This is a genomic window from Parascardovia denticolens DSM 10105 = JCM 12538, from assembly GCF_001042675.1.
GTDB classification, from domain to species: Bacteria; Actinomycetota; Actinomycetes; order Actinomycetales; family Bifidobacteriaceae; genus Scardovia; species Scardovia denticolens.
Genome location: NZ_AP012333.1, coordinates 1,538,522 through 1,559,251, shown reverse-complemented (window position 1 = coordinate 1,559,251; position 20,730 = coordinate 1,538,522). Strand labels below are relative to the sequence as shown.

Sequence of the window (20,730 nt, the reverse complement as noted above, 5' to 3'; positions counted from 1 at the left end):
AGGGACACATGACTGACTTCAATCCTTTGGATGATTCCCGTCTGGGCGCCCTGCGCGAAGAATTCGACGCGCGGCCCCAGAACCGCTTGAGCATGAACGCTGTGACCTCCTCCGGAATCAGCAAGGTGGCCCATAACTACGACCGGGCCCGCCTCCTGCAGCGGCGCTTCTCCACCGTCATCGACAACGGGACCGTCACCAACCAGAAGCGTTCCGGCCGTTGCTGGCTGTTCAGCTCCTTGAACGTGGCCCGTTTCGTGGCCAAGAAGAACCTGGGGATCAAGGAGTTCGAGTTCTCCCAGAATTACGCCATGTACTTCGACAAGCTGGAGCGAATCAATTACTTCCTGCAGGACGCGGCCGCCTTGGTCGCCGCGGGCGAAGCGAATGATTCCCGCCTGATCCAGTTCATGCTGGCGGACGTGATGGGAGACGGCGGTCAGTGGACCATGGCCATGAACGTCTACAAGAAATACGGAGCCGTTCCCAAGGACCTCTTCCCTGAGACCGAATCCTCCTCCAACACCGGAGAGATGAACCACCAGCTGCGCAGCGTCCTGCATCAGGCCGTCGCCCGCATGTTCGAAGATCCCTCCCAGAGCGAGCGGATCGTCAAAGAGACCTTGGCCGCCGGACACCGGATCCTGACCATCCACCTGGGAACCCCTCCCACCGAGTTCGACTGGGAATGGACCGATGACGAAGGCAACTTCCACCGCGATGGGGCCATGACACCTCAGGAGTTCTGGAAGAAGTACGTGGATGCTGGCCTGGAAGACTACGTCTGCCTGGTGGATGACCCCCGCAAGGAACACCCCAAGGGGCAGATGATCGGCATCGAGCATCTGGGCAACGTGGTCGGCGGCACTCCCACCGCTTATTTGAACGTGGATACCGCTTTCATGAAGGACTGCGCCAGGAAGATCATGGTCGAACAGGGGATCCCTGTCTGGTTCGGGGCCGACTGCCATCCTATGATGGACCGGACCGATGGCGCTTGGGCCACGGACCTCTTCGAATACGGCCGCGTCTACGACTATGACTTCAACCTGGACAAAGAAGAGCGGGTGCGCTTCGGCGAATCCGCCATGAGCCACGCCATGGCCTTCACCGGGGTGGATGTGGATGAAGAAGGCCACACCCGGCGCTGGCGGGTGGAGAACTCCTGGGGCTCCGACATCGCCGACAAGGGCTATTTCACCATGGATGATCCTTGGTTCGATGAGTACGTCTACGAAGTGGCCGTGCCCAAGTCCATGCTGCCGGCCGAGTATCAGGACGCCCTGACCAAGCCGGCCCTCATGCTCCCCGCTTGGGACCCCATGGGAGCTCTCGCTTAGCTTTCCCGACTCCTGATTCAGCCCCCGCTTTGGCTCTCCGTCGGCGGGGGTTTCTTCGTTTTCTCGCCCCCTCGTTACTATAACTGCGTTACTATGGCTCCGTTATCATGGTTTCGTCACTATGAGAGGGCCCAGTCGATGATCGTCGACGAAGACCCATGAAATCGATTACAAGGCCCATGACAATAGACAACGAAGGAGACACCGTGAACGAATCCCAGCAGACACAGGCAGACCAGAGGACCAAGATCGTGGCCGTCATCGGCGCTTTGGCGGAAGAGGTCGACCTGATCGCCCGGTCTTTGGAAGACGTGCGGCGTTTCCACCAAAGCGGGCTGGACGTGGTCGACGGCCTCATCCCTCTGCCGACGGCCGGGCAGGGGGAAGAGCAGGGGCGGATCCGTCTCGTGGCGACCGTGGCCGGCATGGGTCTGGTGAACGCGGCCGCCACCACCCAGTTCCTGATCGATTACGGCCGTCCCGAAGCCATCATCTTCTCCGGCATAGCCGGAAACCTGACCCCGGACTTGCACATCAATGACGTCGTCCTGGGCAAGACCGTACGCTATCTGGATTCCGACATGAAACTGATCAGCGAGTCCTACCCGGCTTTGGAGGAATTCCACTCCGACCCGCGCCTGCTGGACCTGGCCTCCCAGGTCCTGGACCGCAGGGGGATCAGGTACATCCAAGGCGTCATCGCCTCCGGCAACCGTTTCATCGAAGGCGACCAGAAGGTGGAGGACGTGAAGTCCCAGACCGGGGCCAACGCGGCCGAGATGGAAGGGGCAGCCGTGCTCCACATCGCCGCCAAGAACGACATCCCCGCCCTCATCATCCGGGCCTTGAGCGATAACGCCGATACGGAGTACGAGACTTTCAAGGAGTTCGACATCTCCGCCTATGCAGACACGGCGGCCCAGATCGTGGTCGAACTGGTCAGGAAGCTGTAAGGGCAAGGCGGAAGGCCAGGGATGGGCGGTCGGAAGAGGCCCTTAAGAAGCCTTTGAGAGGCCTTTAAGAGGCCCGAAAGACGGCCGACCCATCTGCGGTCCGTGGTATCCTGCTGTTGGCATCCGTGAGAGAGAGCGGCGAAGGGCATCGATTCCAGGCTGATTCGCGGACGGTCGTACAAGAGGCGGGGACGGCCGGAAGCCATGGGCGCCCTTCCGCTTAATCGGAAGGCCTTCATGATGCTGATACGGGAGGAATGATATGAGAGGCCTGATTGCCATCTATGACGCCGATGAACACAAGCGGTTCACGGCCTATGTGGATATCGCCCAAGATCTCCCCCTGCGAGACGCCCTGCCGCTCATCTCCCGCATCACCCGTGGCCGCGCGATGGACGAGAAGGCCTGGCTGGCCGCCTCCCATAGCAAGGGGGACCGCGTTTACGTCAGCGTTGACGATCATCTGGCCGACCTATCCCAAAGCGTCCGCGAAGCGGGCTTAGTGGAAGGCTCCTGGCTTTGCGTCTCCTGCCACCAGGATGGTCTGATCAACCCCCAGCCCTTGACCCAGGATTCGAACAGGCGGCAGAGGCTCACCCACGATGGTTCCGCTACGCAAGTCCAGTTGCGGTTCGTGAGCGGGGTCAACGCCGGAAGCATCTATGACCTCACCAGCGGGACGCTGGCCATCGCCACCCTGCTTGACCAGGAGAGGAATTCCCGGGACGCCACCTTCACTTTGGAGATTCCCGAAGGGGCTGATAGGGAAGGGGGCCCCGCCATCAGGCTGATCCCTTCCGTGACGGATCCGGACCCCCGGGGAACGGTGAAGCGCAAGCGCAAGGCGGCCCGGGCCCGGGCGAAGCTGGAACGCAAGAACCGCAAAGAGCGCCGTCGCTATGACAAACGGAGGCGCAAGGGAGGTCCCAACCAGCCGAAGGATCCGCAGGAGTACGATGAGCTCTCCAGCGCCTATGCCTACGCCTACGACTCCTATGACGCCTACAAGTTGGACGCTTCCAAGGCCGTGGCCGGCGCGACCGGCGCGGGGAGCGAGTACGAGCTCACCCCTGAATACTCCGATGAACTCCACGACCAGGAAGGCTGGCGGGAGGGGACGGCCCATTCCCGGATCTTCGTCGAAGGGGCCGAAGTCCTGGACCCGATCTTCCTGCCTCTGGGGACGAAAGTCGTTCTGCCGGAAAGCATCATCGAAGTCACGGCCAGCAGCGCCGTCCCCATACCGGTGGAAGACAGCGGAGACGGCCACCTGATGTACGCCAGGCCGCCCAAAATCAGCAAGGAGATCAAGAAGAGCAAGATCGAGCTGCCGACCCGTCCTGAAAAGCCGGAAAAAGCGCCGGTTCCTTTCGTCTCCATGCTGCTTCCGCTCGCCATGGCCATCGGGATGGCGGCCATCCTGCGGAATTGGATCTATCTTACCTTTGGCGTCATGAGCCCGGTGATGATGATCTCCTCCTATCTGACAGGCAACAGGAGCGCTCAACGCCGCTACCGGAACCAGGTCATCAAATACAGGGATACCTATAAAGCCTTGAAAAGAAAGGCCTACCAGCTGGTCCGGGAGGAGGCGGCCATCGACAGGCAGGAATTCCCCGACCCGACCTCCGTTTTGGACAGCGTCAGCCGGCATGATTCCAGCCTGTGGAACCGCAGGAGCACGGACGCCTCCTGGCTGCGTCTGCGCGTGGGAACCGGGGACGTCACCTCTTCCATCAGCATGGATGATCCTTCCAAGCTTGATTTCGAACGGACCCAATCCTGGGTCCTGCATAATCATCCAATCACCCTGTCCTTGAAAACGCAGGGCTGCATCGGGATCGCCGGTCTGATGGACGTCGTCAGCCCGGTCAGCCAGTGGCTGGTGACCCAGATGGCCGCCCTGCATTCCACCGATGACCTGAAGATGGTCCTGCTTTCCCCCCGACGTAAACGGAAAGACAAGAATTCCGACTCGGCGCCCTCTTTCGAGGAAGCCCTGCGTGGCGGCCTGGAAAGCTTCCCCCTGGATGGCTTCCGGGATTCCTCTTACGTCTCCTGGGATTTCGCCCAATGGATACCGCATTTCAAGAGCAATGAGAACCCTCGTGTCCTGCGTAACATCGGCCTGGACGCGGAGCACATAGCCAACCACCTGGCCTGGCTGTCGGCCTTGGTCAACGACCGCATGGAGGATATGCGGCATTCGTCCATGAAAGCCTGGAACGGGGACGCCATCGTCGTCGTCATGGAGAACGCCCATATCATCCGCACCATGCCCGGGGCCATCCGGATCCTGCAGGACGGGCCATCCGTCGGGGTGTACACCATCTGCGTCGGCGCCGACGAGCGGCTCCTGCCGGAGGAGTGCAGGAGCGTCATCCTGGCTCGGCCCGCTGGCCTGACCATCCGTTCCACGGGGCACGGCGACCTCACCGGCATCATGCCCGACCTGGTCACCCCCGAATGGGTGGACGCCGTCTGCTTCGCCCTGGCCCCTCTCAAAGACGGGACCCCGGATGAATCCGCTTCCGGAATCCCCAACTCCTCCCGCCTCCTGGACGTCCTCCACCTGACACCCACGGCCAAGCAGATCGAGGCCGGCTGGGCCTCGAACCCACGTTCGACCGATTGCGTGATCGGGGAAAGCGTGGACGGCGAATTCCATGTGGACATCGCCAAAGACGGCCCGCACGGTCTGGTCGGCGGCACGACCGGATCGGGCAAATCCGAATTCCTCCAGACCCTGGTGGCCTCCCTGGCCATCAGCAACACCCCGAACGCCATGAACTTCGTCCTGGTGGATTACAAGGGCGGGGCGGCTTTCAAGGATTGCGTGGACCTGCCTCATACCGTGGGCATGGTCACCGACCTGGACAACCACTTGGTCGCCCGGGCCCTCATTTCCCTCGGGGCTGAGCTCAATTACCGGGAGCATCTCCTGGCCCAAGCCGGGGCGAAGGACCTGGAAGACTACATCGACCTGCGGGTGAAAAAACCCCGGCTGCCTGAGATACCCCGACTGCTGATCGTCATCGATGAGTTCGCCTCCCTGGCCAGGGAGCTTCCCGACTTCGTCACCGGCCTGGTCAACATAGCCCAGCGGGGCCGGTCTTTGGGGATCCATCTTCTTTTGGCCACGCAGAGGCCGGGAGGCGTCGTCAGCCCGGAGATCCGGGCGAACACCAACCTCCGCATCGCTTTGCGTATGACCTCTTCCGAGGAGTCGAACGATGTGATCGACGCCAAAGACGCCGCCCTCATCTCCAAGACCACGCCTGGTCGGGCCGTGGTGAGGCTGGGGTCGAACACCCTCATCCCCTTCCAGTCTTCGCGGGTGGGAGGCCGATACATGACTCCCGATATGCGCAAGGGGGAGGAGGACGAGAAAGCCATGGCGGCCAATGCCTTGATTGACGTCGTGACCTTCGACGACATAGGGAATCCCCCTCCCGCCCCGCTCGAGAAGAAGGAGAACCGGGGGGATGTTTCCGTCACCGATTTGAAGATGCTGGTCGGAGCCATCACCGAAGCCTCCCGGGACCTGGGCATTCCGGCGCAAAGGCAGCCTTGGCTGCCAGCCCTGGGCGAACAGATCGGCTTGGATGAGTTGGGTGAACCGGATGTACCGGATAAGACGGATATGCCGAATATGCAGGACACGCCGGATAAGCCGGATGCACGGCTGCGCGACGGCTCTTTCGGCCCCGGAGACCGGGTCGTCCCCATCCCCTTCGCCTTGGGGGATTACCCAGCGGAGCAGAAACAGAAGACGATATCCTTCGATGTGAAGACCCAGGGCAACCTTTTCCTGGCCGGCACCGGCCGCAGCGGAAAATCGACGGCCTTACGGACCATCGTTTTCAGCGCCTACACCCGCATGAACGCCAGCGTCCTCCATGTCTATGGGATCGACGCCGGCAACGGGGCCCTTCTGCCTCTGCAGACTTTCGCCAACGTCGGGGCGGTGGCGACCCGCACCGAGACGCAGAAGATCGAACGGTTGCTGGGGAAGTTGGAAAGGGAGTACCGTCGGCGGGCGGACCTCTTGTCCCAAGAGGGCTACAGCACCATCGACGAATACAATCACGACCATTCCCGGTCGGGGCTTGGAAGAGAGCCGGAGTCCATGGATGCCCCCGAGGCCGTCGCCGGCTCAGTCTCTACGGCTTCCGGCGAAGAGGCTCCCGATGTCATCGCCCATATCATCATCGTCGTGGATTCCTGGGACGGGCTCAACTCGGCTTTTGAAGGCTCCTCTCATTCCGCTTTCATCGAACGCATCAAAGTCCTGATGAGGGAAGGGCCTTCCGTGGGCTTCCATTTCGTGGTGTCCGGGGACAAGCAGCTCTTGGGCGGGCAGGTCTCCCTCCTCGCGGAAGACAAGATAGTCCTCAGGCTCGTCGATAATTCGGATTACGGCGCCATCGGCATGAGGATCCGGGATGTCCCCGAGCATATGGCCAATGGTCGAGGGATCACGGCGGCGGAGAACGTCGAAGTGCAGATCGCTTTGATCGACAAGGATGCCACCGGCGCCAAGGAAGTGGAGATCATCCGGTCCGTTGGCCATCGTCTCGCCGAAGGGCGGGACAAGTTCCTGCCAAGGGAGTCGATGCCTTTCAGCGTGGAGGAGCTGCCTCAGAAGTTGACGGCCGCTTCCTTCGAAGCACGCCTGTCCGCGCAAGGGTTCAGGGACCAGCTCGCCCTGCCTTTCGCCATCGGCGGCGAGAACAACGACATCGTGGCCTGGAATCCCCGGGAAACCCCCGTCCTGCCCATTTACGGGCTTACCAGGTCCGGGAAGACCTCCCTGCTTGTGTCTTTGACCGACCGGGCCCTCTCCCAAGGGTACCAGGTAGTCCTGGCCTCGCCCAAACGCAAGGGGCTGAGGGGGTTCGACGGGCGCGACGGGGTCTTGAAAGTCTTCCAACAGCCGAATGACTTGACCGAGGAAGCCTTGGTGCCCCTGACCAGGCAAGCGGGGTCAGACCCGAAGAGGAAGCCCGTCCTCTTCCTCTTCGACGACTGTCATCAGCTCAACCAGATGCCGGCCTCCTCATGGATACAGAACATGCTGACCGCCGATGATTTTTCTGGTTGCGCTTTTGTTTTTGCTGGTGACGCGAAGGCTTTCCCGTCGGTGTTTGGCGGAGGATGGGGCGCCCGGGTCGGGTCGCAGGTCAGGCAGGGGGTTTTGCTTTCCTTGGGGGATGCTTCTTTTGGGGATTTTATTGATGTGGGCATCCCTGTGCGTTGGGCGGCTGAACCCCGGCCGGAGGGCCGGGCCATGGTTCATCTGGGCAGGGTCGTTGTTCAGGCGCAGGTCGCGCTTCCGGCCTGGAGCGGTGATTCTGTGGGTTAGTGGGCTTGGCCGGGCCTGCTGGTATGGTAGTCGGCGCAAGGATGGCAGTGATAAGGAGAGGTTCCTTGCGCGGACCGGTCCTTCTGCCATGTGCGAGTTTCGCTTCCCGTCCGCGTGGGGTGAGCCCGGGTGAACGGGAAGCGGGAATCAAAAGGTGATAATGGGCCCGCTGTGGAAGCGGCGGGCGTTCTTCAGTAGAAAGAAGGATAGTTTCATGGCTAATCTCAATGTCACGTATGAGGAGTTGACCACCCAGGCCAGCAATCTGAAAGCTGGTGAGGAGGAGTTGATGTCCACCTTGAACAGGTTGCAGGGCCAGGTGAATCAGCTTATTTCCGCTGGATTCCAGACGGATAAGGCTTCCGGCGCCTTCGGAACCTCTTACGAGCAGTTCACGAAAGGGGCCAAGGAGACCATCAGCGGTCTGGAAGGGATGGCTTCCTTCCTGCGTAAGGCCCAGCAGTCCATGAGCGAGATGGATTCCTCCCTGGCCTCTTCCCTCCAGAGCTGACGCTTCTTGTGTGGCGTCTCCTCTGGTTTTCTGGCGGCCGCCGGTTTGCGGCGGCCGCTTGATGCCAGGGTCGGGATGGCGTGACGGTATGTGAAAGACCTTGGATTTCGGTGGGCCGGCGTACCGGACTGGCGGCTGCGCCGGTATGGGGGCTTTTGGACGGTCGGTTTCCCACCGACGTTTTACCGGCCGGGGGAATCGTGCAGGAGGAGGACTGCGTATGTCTGATTTGGTCATCAAACAGGATAAGGTGGAGGATCTGAAAAAGGGGTTCTCCTCCATCAGGGACATGTTGAGTTTGGACTCGGGGACGAGCAGGGTCCTGGCCAAACGTGAGAATGTGGGGTTCGCGGATCTGGTTCGCGCCGTCAACGAGGTGAATGAGCGGGCTGACTCCCTGAAAGTCAAGTACCAGAAGAAAACGAAGAAGTACATCGATTTTCTTCAGAAGACTCTGGATGAGTCCACCCACTGGGATGCCCAAACGGCGAAGGCGGCGCGGAAGAAAGAGATCGTTCATACCAGGAAGCGTCGGGTTTAAGGGGACCAGGGTTCGTTATGGCTTATATGGATTATGTTCGTTTGGAGCAAGCGCGTTGGGATCTGGTGGGCCGGGCCGAGTCGCCTTTCCCCGGCGACGCGGATGAGGTCGCTGAAATGGCCGCCCATTATGGGATTCTTCATGATTCCTTCGCGCGGATGAGCGGCATTCTGAACGGTTTGGACGCCGAAGACGGTTTGAAAGGCGAGTGGGCGAAGAAACTCAACGAGGATCTTGATTCTTCGATGAAAGGTGAATTTCGCCAGTGGGCGTCGGTTTTCGGCGTGATGCGGTCGGAATTGAGAAGCTGGGCCGGGCAGCTGCAATTTTATTGCCCTTTGGCCGCTTCCTACATCAAGGCTGCCGAAGACGCGCAGATTGACAAGGATCGGATCGGCTGGAAGGTGGACGCCGCCCAGCAGGAGGTGAATCTGCGGCGGCGGGTCTCTGATTCGATGGTGAGGGATTCTCAGGCTTCGCAGGCGGATAAGGCGAAGGCGAAGAGGGACCTGGAGTCCGCTCAGGATGATCTGTCCGCTTATCGGAAGGCCGTGTCGACCGCCGAAGAGACGATCGCCGAGCAGAAGAGGCTGATCGATGCCCTTGCCTGCGATTACGAGACGGACGCGCGGCGGCATGCGAACGCAATCCGCAGCCTGGATATGCCTGCCAGGCTCAAGGGGTTGGACGCCTTCTATTACAGCGCCGCCTGGCAGTTCGTAAGCTCCGCCTTGAAAATCGCCTCAGTCGTCTTGACCATCGCCTGTTTCGCTTTCCCCGGCGTGGGATGGCTGGCTGCTTTATCGGCCGGCGTGGGGGTCGCCCAGTGGATGATGTCGACAGTGGAACATTCCAAAAAGGATATTGGCGATGCGGAATACTGGACCAGTACTTTCTTCGCCTTTTATCCGTTGTCGGAGGAATATCGACTTTTAAGCAAATCACATTTACTAATCCTGCCCTTCGGAGTCCGGCTATTTTCAGTAAAGGCGGCAAATGTGAAGGGCTCGTCGACGCTTTCAAAGGGGCGTACAGGAGTTCGAGAAGCACCTTGCACGGACTCCATATCCCTGATGCCTCTGCGGGGAAGCCGACGGGGATAGTCGATTCCATGCTCGCTGCGACGAAGACGACATGGAAAGAGCATGGGGACCAGGTTCTCAAGCTGATGAAGGAGGATTCGTTTATCGGCCGCGGGCGGGACATGGTGAATGCCGTCACGAGGTGCCGGGGTGCACATGGTGCGAAAAACATCCTTGTAACCGCATGGAAAGGTGGACTGATTGGGAAGGCCTCAAAGTTCGCCGGCAATTTCAAGGATGCCTCTATCGCCACGGCAAAGACCGCGGATACCATGCGTGGTGGCTGGCATACGAATCTGGCGAAGGATTGGGCCAAGGCGATGGTGAGATCCGGTCTGAAATGGTCCGGTCTGGAGCCATCGAACTCCCTCATACCATGATATTTTTTCGTTGTTCGGATTCTGAATCTGAGTTAGAATCCGCTGCAAGTATGAGATACAAGACTTTTAGGAGCATACGGCATGGATTTGAAAGAGAACACGGCTGCTGATATTGTCGAAAGCTCTGGTGCGGAGGAATTTAGTTTCACTGGTGTGGAGGATGGGTTCCATAATTCGTTTATTCTTCATCCGACGGGGTATTTGCTGAGTGGTGAGGAGGCTGGCAAGGATGATACGGGTCATTCGAGACTTTGTTGGGAGATGCTGCCTCCTGCTGGTGTGGGGCGGTCGTCGTATTCGTGGGCGCGGGTCGCGGTCTGGTTTGTGGCGTGTGCGTCGTTTTTCTGTGGTTCGTGTGCGGTGCAGGCGTGGTATGTGTTTTCTTCGATGGATTCGCAGTCGCGTAATCAGGGTTGGTTGACGAATCTGCCGTATATGCTTCCTCGCAGCGTGGCGTCGTTTGATTTCCTGGTGAAATGGTATGGGATTCAGCGGGGTTGGTTCTCGTTCGTGGAGGCGTTCATCAACCTTGGCGGCATGGGGGTGGTATTTTATATGCTATTCGCGGTTTCTCTCAGTGTGCATCTTTGCTCGCGTCGCCATGGGGAGAGAAGCGCCGCTTATGATGGCAGGACGGGGAAGGTGCTGTTTCCTGTGTTGCGGGTGTTCGTTTTTTGGGGTTTGTATTCGTTGTCGACGTATGTGGGTTCGTCCGTTGGCTGGGGTCGTTGGTATGACGTGTTTGTGGGGTCGGGTCGTTTGACCGCCGCGGTGGCTGACCGGTGGGATCATACGCGTCCTTCCGTTCTGTTTCTGGTGGAGAGGGCGTATTTTCCCGATTATGGGGATGCCTTGTATCAGGGGGAGCGTGTTGGCGGGCGTTTGGCGGATGCCGGTGAGTTCTCCTGGGTGGATACGTTCCGTATGATGCGTGGTCAGGTGCGGGTGGATGTGCGTCCGGCTGTGGGGTTGTGCCTGGTGGCGGCTGGTGTGGTGTCGTGTGTGGTGTTGGCTTATGTCTTGCGTGGGGGCAGCGCGGAGGGTTTCGTGGATGCGGTGTTCGGCGTGTGTTCCTTGTCGGCCGTGTTGCTTGCGGTGGGGTTGATCGGTCAGACTTTCCTGGTGCATGCCGTCGGCCAGGTGAGGTGGTTGTCCGCTGTGCTGCTGGTGGGGGCTGGCGTTGTTGGCGTGGCTTTCGTTCTTCCTGCGCAGTTGTTGTCGTATTGGACGTGCGTGCATCGGCGTAAGGCGCATTTTGAATGGTTGGCGGGTTATGAGCTGGTGGTGACGATTGTGGTGGCTACGGTCTTCCTGCTGGTGGGCTTATACGGGGACAACGCCCTCATAGACCCCTCCAACCCGCTCATATAGCACATCGGCGGCCGAATCGTCATCCTCACGCAGGATGCTGGATTCGGATTGGACGCCGCTTGACATAAGAAAAGGATTCCCATGATGACAGGTTCTTTATCGTCGCCTGATTTTAATCTGATGTTTCTCCCTCCCTCTTCATGGGTGGAGATAGCCGTGGATCCTGCGCGCCGTGAGGTGCAGATCGCGGCGCTGATGAAAACCCTCAAAAAGGTCCTTCCTCGGGTCGATGATTCCTATGCTGTCCTGCGAAGGTCCATCGTATCCCTGTTCGCCCAGGCCTGGCGGTCGGGCGTCCGCTATGCGATCATGCCGCGCGTCCGTCTGGATGGGACCGTCAACATGATCGCCATGTTCAACGTGGCCATCCTGCCTCCGGCCTCGCCGGATGGCGATGACGATTCCTGCCGGGAGGCCATATATCAGTCATCCTTGAAGGAAAGGGAACAGTTCCTCGAAGGGGAGTACAGCGAGATAGTCTCCGTTGAGAACAAGTCCCTCGGCAAAGGGGTCCAGGTCTCCTCGGTCGAATACCTGCAGACCGGCAAAGGAAAGAACCTGTCCCATAAGGTCTCCCTCTTCCGTGCCTATTTCCCCACCCTCAACCAGACCATCGTCGCCACGGGAACTTGCTTCCAGGAGGAGTATCGGGACATCCTCTTCCAGATGTTCGCCCTGATGACATCGACCCTGAGCATCGAGCCGGTCAAGCCTGCGGTGGAATCAGACGAAGGGGGCGATGACCATGTGGAATGAGACCAGCCATGACGGCCGAAGTTTTCTCGATGATCGGTCTTTGGCCACAGACTTCGCAACCCTGGTGGAAGATTATCAACGGACCCTTCGCACGGGGGCGCCCGATTCCGATAAGGACGTGGCCGGTGATGGTTGCGTCAGGCTGGCGGGGAAGATTTTCGGGCCCACTTCCTTCACCATGATGATCAGGCTCGCCACCCTGGCGGATGCCGGTGACGAAGTCTGCCGCGATATGGGAGAATTCCTCCAAAGCAGCCTGGACATGATCGAAGACAAAGGGGGGATCGGCTGGCTTTACCGGCTTATCTACGTCTCCTGCCCCTCGGACTTCGATCCTTCCCTTCTCCATGATGACGGGTCTGTGGATGATATCCTGGTCCCCATGGCCGCTCAAGGCCGGTATTCCGAAGAGCACGCCCAAGACGTCTGCCGGGTGGCCGCCCATGTGATTCTCGTTTATGGGGCGAGGAACATGGAAATGCAGTCTGCGGCCAGTCTTCTGCTGAGGGGGCGGTATCAGGACGCGCTGGACATCATGGAGACCCGGGCAGGGGTCTTCTTCCGGATGGAGGGTCTTGCCGACGATGACGAAGTTGAGGGCGGCCCTGATGCATCTGACGACTCTGAGAGGGTTTCCGAGGTTGATGAGGCAGGGGAGGCCGACGGCCGTCCCCGCATTCCTGTAGCTGGTCTTGACTCATTAGGAATGCTTGACGACGACGATGACGACGTGGTCCCCCGACGGATTCAGCAAGCAATCGCCCGCCAGGCCGGGGCCGATGATTCGGATCTCTGGAGCCCGGCTTCTCAGGACCCGACCGCCCAGTCTTCCAGGAAGCCCTCCGAGGAGAAGTCGTCCGACGACCTTCATGACGACCGCCAGGATGGTCACGATAAGGATTATCCTTCCGGGCCTTCGGATGAGAAAGCGAAAAGGCTGCCTTACCCTCAGTCCATTCCTTTCTACCTCTATACGCTGGATAAAGTCCTTGACCACCTGGGCGCGCTTTTCCCCGTCGCCGAGACGAAATCGGACGGGTCGGACGGGTCGGCTGAAACGGATGAATCGGCCGCGACGGATGAGGGCAGGGCAGGGATCGCTGACGCCGCCTGCGGAACGTTTGACCAGGAATTGGGCTTCCTCTCCCGGGAGATGGACCGGTCCTGGGAAGACAGGTCTTACCTTCTTGACCAGCTGGCCTCCCTGGTGGGGAAGGCCATGGCCGACCACATCGTCAAGGACGCCGATGATCGACGAACGGGAGTATCCACTTGCCGCCAGGTTCTCGGCATTTGCGACACGATGGTGAGGGAGGAGGGAATTTTCGCCATCCCCCTCCTCCTGGTCAACGCCTCCGAAAGCCTGATTGACCCGCAAACCGATGCATTCCAACCGGAGCGGTTCAAAGCCCTTTCCCTGGGGTATGCGGATGCGGCAAGCGTCCTCCTCAACTGGATTCCGGACCCGGACCCCGCCATGCCCCTGGCCTTGCTCATCATGGACGGGAACATGGAAGGCTATCAGCGGCAGGTTCGCAAAGAGGACAGGTGAGGATGGGAACCGATCGCAGGCTGGCCTGCCGATGATCGGCCTGTCGTTTATCCACCCCTTGCTTTAGAGTGTTCACTTGTAAACCACAGACCGTTGGTTGGGCTTTGCGGAAGCGAAGTCCAGCAATCGCTTCGGCGGCCAGCGCAGGTTGAGAATGGAAGGCAGGTCCGCTTGCCGTGTATGCTCTGCCTGCGTGCAGGGCTTTTTTATTGCCTGGCGTTCCTTGGAACCCGGCAGTTAAGAGTCCTCTGGCCTTCGGGCGATTCCTTTCAGGCGACGGTGACATAGGAAGGAATGCCAATGAAAAGGCCCGAAAAGGGAGAGATGATCACCAAGCTCACGGATAAATTCCGCGACGCTGATGCCATCTACCTCACTGAGTATCGCGGCCTGAGCGTACCGCAGATTTCCGATCTGCGCGAAAAGCTTGGCACCGATACCACCTATAACGTGGCAAAGAACACGCTCGCCCGTATCGCCGCGAAGGAAGCCGGCATCGAGGGTCTTGACGACATGCTCAAGGGACCCTCCGCCATCACTTTCGTCAAGGGTGATTACGTGGAGGCCGCCAAGGTCCTGCGTGATTTTGCCAAAGACAACAAGCAGCTCATCGTTAAGGGCGGTTTCGCGGATGGAACCGTTTACGACGCTGAGGGCGTGAACACTCTTGCCGATCTTGAGTCCCGCCCTGTCCTCCTGTCCAAGATGGCCGGCGCCCTCAAGGGCACCATGGCCAAGGCCGCTTACGCATTCGTCGCCCTGCCTACCAAGGCCGTGCGTACCGTGGATGCTTTGCGCGAAAAGCATGAGAAAGCCGCTTAGGCGGATGGGGATTCGTCTCCGTCTGTCGTAAACCGTACAGAAAAAACCGACGCTCATAATTCAACGATTCGTAGACTTTTCCGGTCGGATCCATCCGGCCGGACGAATGAGCGCCACAATAGAAAGGATGCCGATTATGGCTAAGCTCTCTACCGATGAGCTCCTTGATGCATTCAAGGAAATGACCCTCGTTGAGCTCTCTGAGTTCGTGAAGAAGTTCGAAGAGGAATTCGACGTTGAAGCCGCCGCTCCTGTCGCCGCTGTCGCCGCCGCTCCTGCCGCTGTCGCCGCCGCCGAAGAAGAGCAGACCGAGTTCACCGTGGTCCTCTCCGCCGTGGGCGACAAGAAGATTCAGGTCATCAAGGCCGTCCGCGCTTTGACCAAGCTGGGCTTGGCCGAGGCCAAGGGCCTGGTTGATGGCGCTCCCGCCAACGTTCTTGAGAACGTCAGCAAGGAAGACGCTGAGAAGGCCAAGGCTGACCTCGAGGAAGCCGGCGCCACCGTCACTCTTAAGTAGTTTCTTCTTTAATAGGGTTTACAGGTCCCGATATCGGTTCGCCGGTATCGGGATTTTCGTGTTATTTTGCAGACTTTGCGCTTATTTCCCCTGATGGGCGAAGAGCCGGAGGAATGTGTCACAATGGTAAAGGAGTATTTTCGTTAGTATTGGCTTTCAACCGGCCTCTCCTCGTGGGATGTTTCATCCGATCCCCAGCGGAGACCGCCGGTCAGCGAACATATGGAAGGTGCAGTATGACTGATGCCGCGAACGCACCGGTGGAATGGGACGTCTTGGTGGATAACGCGAGCCTGGGCCATATAGGTCCGGGCCAGGCGGTTGTCCTGGGGCGCAAGCCCATCCGCCCCTTGCCTGCCGAAGAAGGCCGCACGCGGTTGGATATCGAGGATTCCACTCGTTCCATGTCTAAGAGGCATGCCCTTTTCACCACCGACGAGCAGGGCAACGCTACGGTGGAGGACCTGCATTCCACGAATGGGACTTATGTGGTCACGGATAGCGATGACCTCTGGCGGATCGTGGCCGACATCCCCTTCGACCTTCCTCAGGAGGTGGTCCGCCTTCAGCTGGGCGATGTGCCGGTGGACCTGATCCCGGTCAAGCCGCAAGCCGAACCCGAACCGGTCTCTCAGCCGATGGCGGCGGTGTCGGATCTTTTCTCTTACGCGTCCGCCGTGCAAGACACCCGCTCGCAGGGGGACCCGATGTCCGTGGATGAGATCATCGACGTGCGCCAAGGGGAGCCGACCCATACTTTCCATACCATGAAGAAGGACGCCAGCCCCTTCAGCCGTCTGCACGATGATGTGATGCGGTCGGAGCGCAAGCAGGTCCTGAGGGTCGCCGCTGACGAGGATGGCTCTTCGGCAAGCGGAGTCCAGGAATTCCATGCGGCTCCGGAATCGGTCGTCCAGGCGGAGGACGATTCCGACGAGCTTGGTGTTGAAGAGCTTGGTGCCGACGAGCTTGGTGCCGGCGAGTCCCCCGCTGCTGATGCCGCTGCTACCGGTGCTGCTGCCGCCGGCGGCGAGGCTGCCACTCACGAGACCGATACTTGCGAGGCCAATACTGGCGAGGGCGTTGAACCAAGCGAGCCGGTCGAAGAAGAGGAACCAACCGAGAAGAAGACGGAGGAGCCGGAATCGACTCAATCATCCGAACAAACCGTGGAGGATCCGGACGAGAAATTCAAGCCTCATCCTGAGCAGGACGCCAAGTCGGCCGCCAACACGGCGGAAAGGCGTTACAAGCCGGCCTTCGAACCGGGATCCGTTTTCGACCGGCTGTCCCGAGGGGAATTCAACCGGAAGGAAGAGGTGGTCGAAGCCGGCGGATTCACTTCCGAGGAGGCGAAGCTGTCCCGTGATTTCGACCAACAATTCGAAATCGCCCGCCAGCCGAAGCTTCTGCCGTACCTGGCCATGAACTCCGGCTTATACGAAGACCTGTACGCCTGGTTGGAGGCGCTGGGCAATGAGGACATCGACGCCGCTTTGAAGACGAACCCAGGCTATCGCACTTGGAAGGAACAGGGGGAGTGACCGCTATGACAGACAGGAAGTCCCGTAAATCCGAAAAAGCCTTAGCTCGCAAGGCGGCTGAAGCCGAAGAAGCTCAGGCGGTGGATCCCGCGCAAGACGCGAGCAAGACCTCGACCGAAGAGGCGGCTGTTGTGCAGGCGCAGGAGTCGGCGTCTGCCTCTCTGGCGGAGATCCGGCAAGAGGCTTTGGATGATATGCGTTCCTGGTATAAGGATTACCACGCCTTGAGCGGCAATACCCCGGTGGAGGATATCTCCCGGTTGCGGAACCGCTTCAACCTGGACAACGCCCATCCGGCGGGGATGTCCCAGTTCATGGTCAACAAGACCGTGAAGTTGAACAGCCTTTTCCGCGATAATTCCTCTCTAAAGGCGGCCGATCGCCAATTGTACCGGGTGCTGGACGAGCAGGAGGAGAACCAGAAAAGCAATGGGGTCGCTTTCATCTCCCTCTGCCTTGGTGTGGCCACCTGGGATGGGCATCGCATGCCCGTCGCCTTTTACCCCATCACCGTGGCCCGGCCTGAGGATACCCAGTCCCTCTTCCAAGCCGAAATCTCGATCACCGGCTCCATCGAACTAAACGCCTCTTACATACAGGCCCTGGAAGCGGTCGGCGTCCATCTGGAGGTCCAAGAGATCATGGATGGGTTCGAGTATTCGGGGGTCCTTGAGGAATCCCGCAAGCTTTACGCCGCCATGACGGAGCAAGTGGGAGAGAGGCTGCCCCACTTCGCCATCGAACGCAGCATGATCATCGGCAATTTCATTCAGACTTCCACGCTGGTCCTCAACGATACCCGGACCATCATCAATCAGGAAATAGCTGGCGCCAGCGGCAATTCCACCCTGGATGCGCTCGCGGGAGTCGACGACGCCCGACAGGCTTTGAAGGAACGGCTGATACCCGATTTCCGTCCCTATGACGGCGATCCCCACGATGAGATGGGGGTCGGCGACGTCGACAACGAAACCCGGTACGTCGCCCAGGCGGCGACCAGCGGTCAGAGCATGGTCTTGGAGATGCCGTCGAACAAGGACGCCAGCGAGGAAGCCCTCGCCATCGCCACCAGGGCAGCCATGAGCGGGCGGACTGTGCTGTACGCCCCTGGCGTCTCCGCGCAGAAGCGCCGTTTCATCCGCGCCGCCGCCAGCCATGCCGTGGCCAATCTGGTCATGGACATCTCCGACGACGGGTTCAACGAGTCTATCGACAGGCAACTCATCGCCGCCGTCGGCTTCCAGAAGGGATCCGCCTCCAGCATCTTCGAACAGACCGCCGATGAATTGGTGGGAGTGCGCGCCCGACTCAGCCGTTACTTAGGCGACTTGCATGGGAAGAACAAGAACTGGGACGTCTCCGCGTACGAGACTTTGGAGAATCTCGCCCGAATCTCCGCCTTGCCCATGCATCCTTCCACCAGGGTGCGCCTGAGTACCCAGACCGCGCATGCCATGATTGGACATGAGAAAGAATGGTGCCAGAAGCTCATCCGTCTTGGAGAACTAGGGGGGTACCTCATCGGCCCTGATGACACGGCTTGGTACGGGGCTGCCCTTTACAGCGAGGACGAGGCCATCGCCGCCTATAAGCGGGTCGTCGACCTGTTGGACACCCTTTTGCCGCAAACCCGCGAGCAGATCGAACGCACGGTGGAGACCTGCGGTTTCCCCATCGCCCAGAACGTTCAGGACTGGTCCGCCCAAGTGACGGTACTGACCAACCTGCGTCGGGTCTTGGACATCTTCCAACCGGCCATCTTCGAACGCGACATCGATGCCATGATCGAGGCGACCCGTTCCAAGGAAGACCGCAAGAAGCGGGAAAGCAAGCTTGGCTATTGGGAACGTCATCGTCTGACCAAGGAGGCCAAGAGCCTGCTGCGCCCCGGCGCCCATGTGGAAAGCCTGCATGACGCCTTGGTCATCGTCGCGGAACAAGCCGCCCAATGGCGGCGCTTCGTCCCCCGTGGGGGATGGCCCGTCCTGCCGAACAAGCTGGATGAGATCGTGGAGACCCAGGAGGTCTTGGAACGCGACATCACCGCTTTGGATGCCGTCCTCGCCCCCACGCCTGAACGGGCTGGTTTGGAGCGCGTGGAATTCGCCGCCCTGGAGACCCGTCTGCGCAAACTATTCGATGATCACCGGGCTCTTGACACCCTGCCGGAACGGGCTTACCTGCTGAAGGAATGCGCCGACCTGGGGCTGGGCAAGCTGGTCGATGATTTCCGCGCCCGCGAGTTGGATAAAGACACCGCCCCCGCCGAGCTTCTGCTTTCCTGGTGGGCCACGGTCTTCGAGGACATCATGAAATCGTCCCCCATCATCTCCAACCAGGATGGGGCGACCCTGTCCTCCGTCTCCGAGCGTTTCGTCCAAGTCGACACGGAGCATGTCCGCAGTATTGGGACCATGGTCTCCCAGGAGATGATGGGACGTTTGTCCGAGATCCTTTATACCAGGGCTTCCGAGGCGAACCAACTGCATACTTTGCTCGCCAGCAAGAACACGATCGGCATGCAGCGGCTGCAGCGCGAATATGGAGATATCGTCAGCGCCGCCAAGCCGATCATGGTGGCCACTCCCGCCGCCCTGGCTTCGTCCACGCCTTTGATGCCTTTGGCTGACGTCGGCGTCATCGACGCTTCCGCCCACCTGCATCCCCTGGAGTTGCTGAGCGTCCTGGCCCGGGTCAACACCGTGATCGTCCTGGCCCACAAGGAGACCGTCTCCTGCCCCTCTTTGAGCAAGCTCATTGACCTTCTGCCGTCGATTCGCCGCCATAATCGCGGCAACGCCCGTGATATCCGTCTGGAAGCCTTCCTGCGCAACAACGGCTATGGGAACTCCATTCCCTCCTTGGCCATGGAAGACGCCCGCGGCAAGGTCATCTACCATTATGTGGACGCTACCGGCCTGGCCTCGGTGGTCAGCGGGGTCGTGGAGACCACCGCCGGCGAGGTCAAGAAGGTGGCAGATCTGATTGAGGAGCGTTACAAGGATCTGGGCGAGGCCACGGCCTCTTACCGCCTGGCGGTCGTATGCTTGAGCGACAACCAACGCCTGCGCATCGGGGCGGAACTCAAATCCCGTTCCGCCGGACATGAATCCTTCGCCCGTTTCCTCAGGCATGTCAGCCTGGCCAGCATCGACCAAGTGGCTGGGGTCTGGGCGACGGACGTGATCCTCTCCATCGGCTACGGCCGCAACAACCAAGGCCAGCTTTACCCTCAATTCGGGTCTTTGGAGAAGCCGGCGGCCGAAAAGATGCTGCTGGATGCCTTGGCCCTTCCCCAGCGCAATCTGGACATCGTCGCCACCATCACCGCGGAAGACATGGAGCTGGACCGCATCCGCCAATCCGGCCCCTTGATGCTCAAGAGCGTCCTGGCGTGGGCGCAAGGATTGGCCCATACTGAGGACGCCGCCTATGCCAAACCGCATGAACATACGGACGAGACGCAGGCCTTGCTTCCTGATTTGGCCGACCGCATCCGTCAGCGCGGTCTTCAGGTATGCATGAACTATGGTTACAATCATGGCGATCGGATTCCTTTGGTGGTCGGTCTTCCTGACAAGGATTACACCCTGGCCATCTGTACGGATGACAGCCGTTTCATGACCGTCCCTTCCACCAGACAGTGTCATCGCTTCGATGTGGAAGACTTGGAAATGTTGGGCTGGTCCGTCATGTACGTCTGGAGCGTCGGTATGTTCGTCAATCCCGACAAAGAGGTGGACCGCATCGTGGCTTACCTGGCCAACAGTTATGATGACAAACTCGCCTGAAGGACCTTCCCCTTTGCCCGCCCGCAGGAAGAAGTATAAGCGGGTGGTCCGTAAAGGGACGGAGCTTTTTGACGCCGACGGGGTGAAAAAGGACCCGGCGGATGGGGTGACCGAAGCCATGAAGGAAGCTGACGAGGACAGGCGGATCCTGAACGAGCTTCCTCCACACTGGGCCGTGTTTTACAGCAAGAAGTAGGCCGTGCGG

The 20,730-nt window shown here is 59.8% G+C and carries 15 protein-coding genes; all 15 read left to right on the top strand.

Annotated elements, in window-relative coordinates; translation table 11 throughout:
* Positions 1-8 precede the first annotated feature (8 nt).
* The 15 genes from PSDT_RS06415 to PSDT_RS06345 all read left to right on the top strand — a co-directional run bounded on the left by PSDT_RS06415 (position 9) and on the right by PSDT_RS06345 (position 20,721).
* Complete coding sequence (locus PSDT_RS06415) at positions 9-1,340, top strand: C1 family peptidase (protein ID WP_006288750.1); 1,332 nt, start codon at positions 9-11, stop codon at positions 1,338-1,340.
* Between the two features lie 179 nt (positions 1,341-1,519).
* Positions 1,520-2,293 (top strand): 5'-methylthioadenosine/S-adenosylhomocysteine nucleosidase, encoded by a 774-nt coding sequence (gene mtnN / locus PSDT_RS06410; protein WP_231859825.1) that lies wholly within the window; start codon positions 1,520-1,522, stop codon positions 2,291-2,293.
* Positions 2,294-2,555: 262 nt separating this feature from the next.
* Positions 2,556-7,658: an FtsK/SpoIIIE domain-containing protein gene (locus tag PSDT_RS06405; protein WP_006290150.1), complete on the top strand. Its 5,103-nt coding sequence runs from the start codon at positions 2,556-2,558 to the stop codon at positions 7,656-7,658.
* Positions 7,659-7,872: 214 nt separating this feature from the next.
* Positions 7,873-8,169, top strand: coding sequence for a WXG100 family type VII secretion target (locus tag PSDT_RS06400; protein WP_006291185.1), 297 nt, complete (start codon positions 7,873-7,875; stop codon positions 8,167-8,169).
* A 220-nt stretch (positions 8,170-8,389) separates the two neighbouring features.
* Positions 8,390-8,710 carry a histidine ABC transporter substrate-binding protein HisJ gene (locus tag PSDT_RS06395; protein ID WP_006290154.1) on the top strand — a complete coding sequence of 107 codons (321 nt, stop codon included), beginning with the start codon at positions 8,390-8,392 and terminating at the stop codon, positions 8,708-8,710.
* Positions 8,711-8,727: 17 nt separating this feature from the next.
* Positions 8,728-9,813, top strand: coding sequence for a hypothetical protein (locus tag PSDT_RS06390; RefSeq protein WP_006288755.1), 1,086 nt, complete (start codon positions 8,728-8,730; stop codon positions 9,811-9,813).
* An 8-nt stretch (positions 9,814-9,821) separates the two neighbouring features.
* Positions 9,822-10,172 carry a hypothetical protein gene (locus PSDT_RS06385; RefSeq protein WP_006290155.1) on the top strand — a complete coding sequence of 117 codons (351 nt, stop codon included), beginning with the start codon at positions 9,822-9,824 and terminating at the stop codon, positions 10,170-10,172.
* A gap of 81 nt (positions 10,173-10,253) precedes the next feature.
* Entirely contained in the window at positions 10,254-11,543 is a 1,290-nt protein-coding gene (locus tag PSDT_RS06380) for a hypothetical protein (protein WP_006288756.1), read from the top strand.
* An 81-nt stretch (positions 11,544-11,624) separates the two neighbouring features.
* Positions 11,625-12,299 (top strand): hypothetical protein, encoded by a 675-nt coding sequence (locus PSDT_RS06375; RefSeq protein ID WP_006288757.1) that lies wholly within the window; start codon positions 11,625-11,627, stop codon positions 12,297-12,299.
* Complete coding sequence (locus tag PSDT_RS06370; RefSeq protein WP_006288758.1) at positions 12,283-13,851, top strand: hypothetical protein; 1,569 nt, start codon at positions 12,283-12,285, stop codon at positions 13,849-13,851. The genes PSDT_RS06375 and PSDT_RS06370 overlap by 17 nt, the downstream gene beginning before the upstream one ends.
* 300 nt (positions 13,852-14,151) lie before the next feature.
* Complete coding sequence (rplJ, locus tag PSDT_RS06365) at positions 14,152-14,673, top strand: 50S ribosomal protein L10 (protein WP_006288759.1); 522 nt, start codon at positions 14,152-14,154, stop codon at positions 14,671-14,673.
* A 136-nt stretch (positions 14,674-14,809) separates the two neighbouring features.
* Positions 14,810-15,190 (top strand): 50S ribosomal protein L7/L12, encoded by a 381-nt coding sequence (gene rplL / locus PSDT_RS06360; protein ID WP_006288760.1) that lies wholly within the window; start codon positions 14,810-14,812, stop codon positions 15,188-15,190.
* Between the two features lie 236 nt (positions 15,191-15,426).
* Positions 15,427-16,734, top strand: a complete 1,308-nt coding sequence (locus PSDT_RS06355; RefSeq protein WP_006288761.1) for an FHA domain-containing protein — start codon at positions 15,427-15,429, stop codon at positions 16,732-16,734.
* A 5-nt stretch (positions 16,735-16,739) separates the two neighbouring features.
* Positions 16,740-20,525: a hypothetical protein gene (locus PSDT_RS06350; protein WP_006290158.1), complete on the top strand. Its 3,786-nt coding sequence runs from the start codon at positions 16,740-16,742 to the stop codon at positions 20,523-20,525.
* On the top strand, positions 20,506-20,721 hold the full coding sequence (locus tag PSDT_RS06345; RefSeq protein WP_006288763.1) for a hypothetical protein: 216 nt from the start codon (positions 20,506-20,508) through the stop codon (positions 20,719-20,721). Before PSDT_RS06350 ends, PSDT_RS06345 begins: the two co-directional genes overlap by 20 nt.
* Positions 20,722-20,730: the final 9 nt, after the last annotated feature.

Coding starts and splice junctions, on each gene's coding strand:
- mtnN (WP_231859825.1), top strand. CDS start 1,520: ATGACAATAGACAACGAAGGAGACACCGTGAACGAATCCCAGCAGACA.
- rplJ (WP_006288759.1), top strand. CDS start 14,152: ATGAAAAGGCCCGAAAAGGGAGAGATGATCACCAAGCTCACGGATAAA.
- PSDT_RS06375 (WP_006288757.1), top strand. CDS start 11,625: ATGATGACAGGTTCTTTATCGTCGCCTGATTTTAATCTGATGTTTCTC.
- PSDT_RS06345 (WP_006288763.1), top strand. CDS start 20,506: ATGATGACAAACTCGCCTGAAGGACCTTCCCCTTTGCCCGCCCGCAGG.
- PSDT_RS06415 (WP_006288750.1), top strand. CDS start 9: ATGACTGACTTCAATCCTTTGGATGATTCCCGTCTGGGCGCCCTGCGC.
- PSDT_RS06350 (WP_006290158.1), top strand. CDS start 16,740: ATGACAGACAGGAAGTCCCGTAAATCCGAAAAAGCCTTAGCTCGCAAG.
- PSDT_RS06355 (WP_006288761.1), top strand. CDS start 15,427: ATGACTGATGCCGCGAACGCACCGGTGGAATGGGACGTCTTGGTGGAT.
- PSDT_RS06390 (WP_006288755.1), top strand. CDS start 8,728: ATGGCTTATATGGATTATGTTCGTTTGGAGCAAGCGCGTTGGGATCTG.
- PSDT_RS06395 (WP_006290154.1), top strand. CDS start 8,390: ATGTCTGATTTGGTCATCAAACAGGATAAGGTGGAGGATCTGAAAAAG.
- PSDT_RS06380 (WP_006288756.1), top strand. CDS start 10,254: ATGGATTTGAAAGAGAACACGGCTGCTGATATTGTCGAAAGCTCTGGT.
- PSDT_RS06405 (WP_006290150.1), top strand. CDS start 2,556: ATGAGAGGCCTGATTGCCATCTATGACGCCGATGAACACAAGCGGTTC.
- PSDT_RS06385 (WP_006290155.1), top strand. CDS start 9,822: ATGCTCGCTGCGACGAAGACGACATGGAAAGAGCATGGGGACCAGGTT.
- PSDT_RS06370 (WP_006288758.1), top strand. CDS start 12,283: ATGACCATGTGGAATGAGACCAGCCATGACGGCCGAAGTTTTCTCGAT.
- rplL (WP_006288760.1), top strand. CDS start 14,810: ATGGCTAAGCTCTCTACCGATGAGCTCCTTGATGCATTCAAGGAAATG.
- PSDT_RS06400 (WP_006291185.1), top strand. CDS start 7,873: ATGGCTAATCTCAATGTCACGTATGAGGAGTTGACCACCCAGGCCAGC.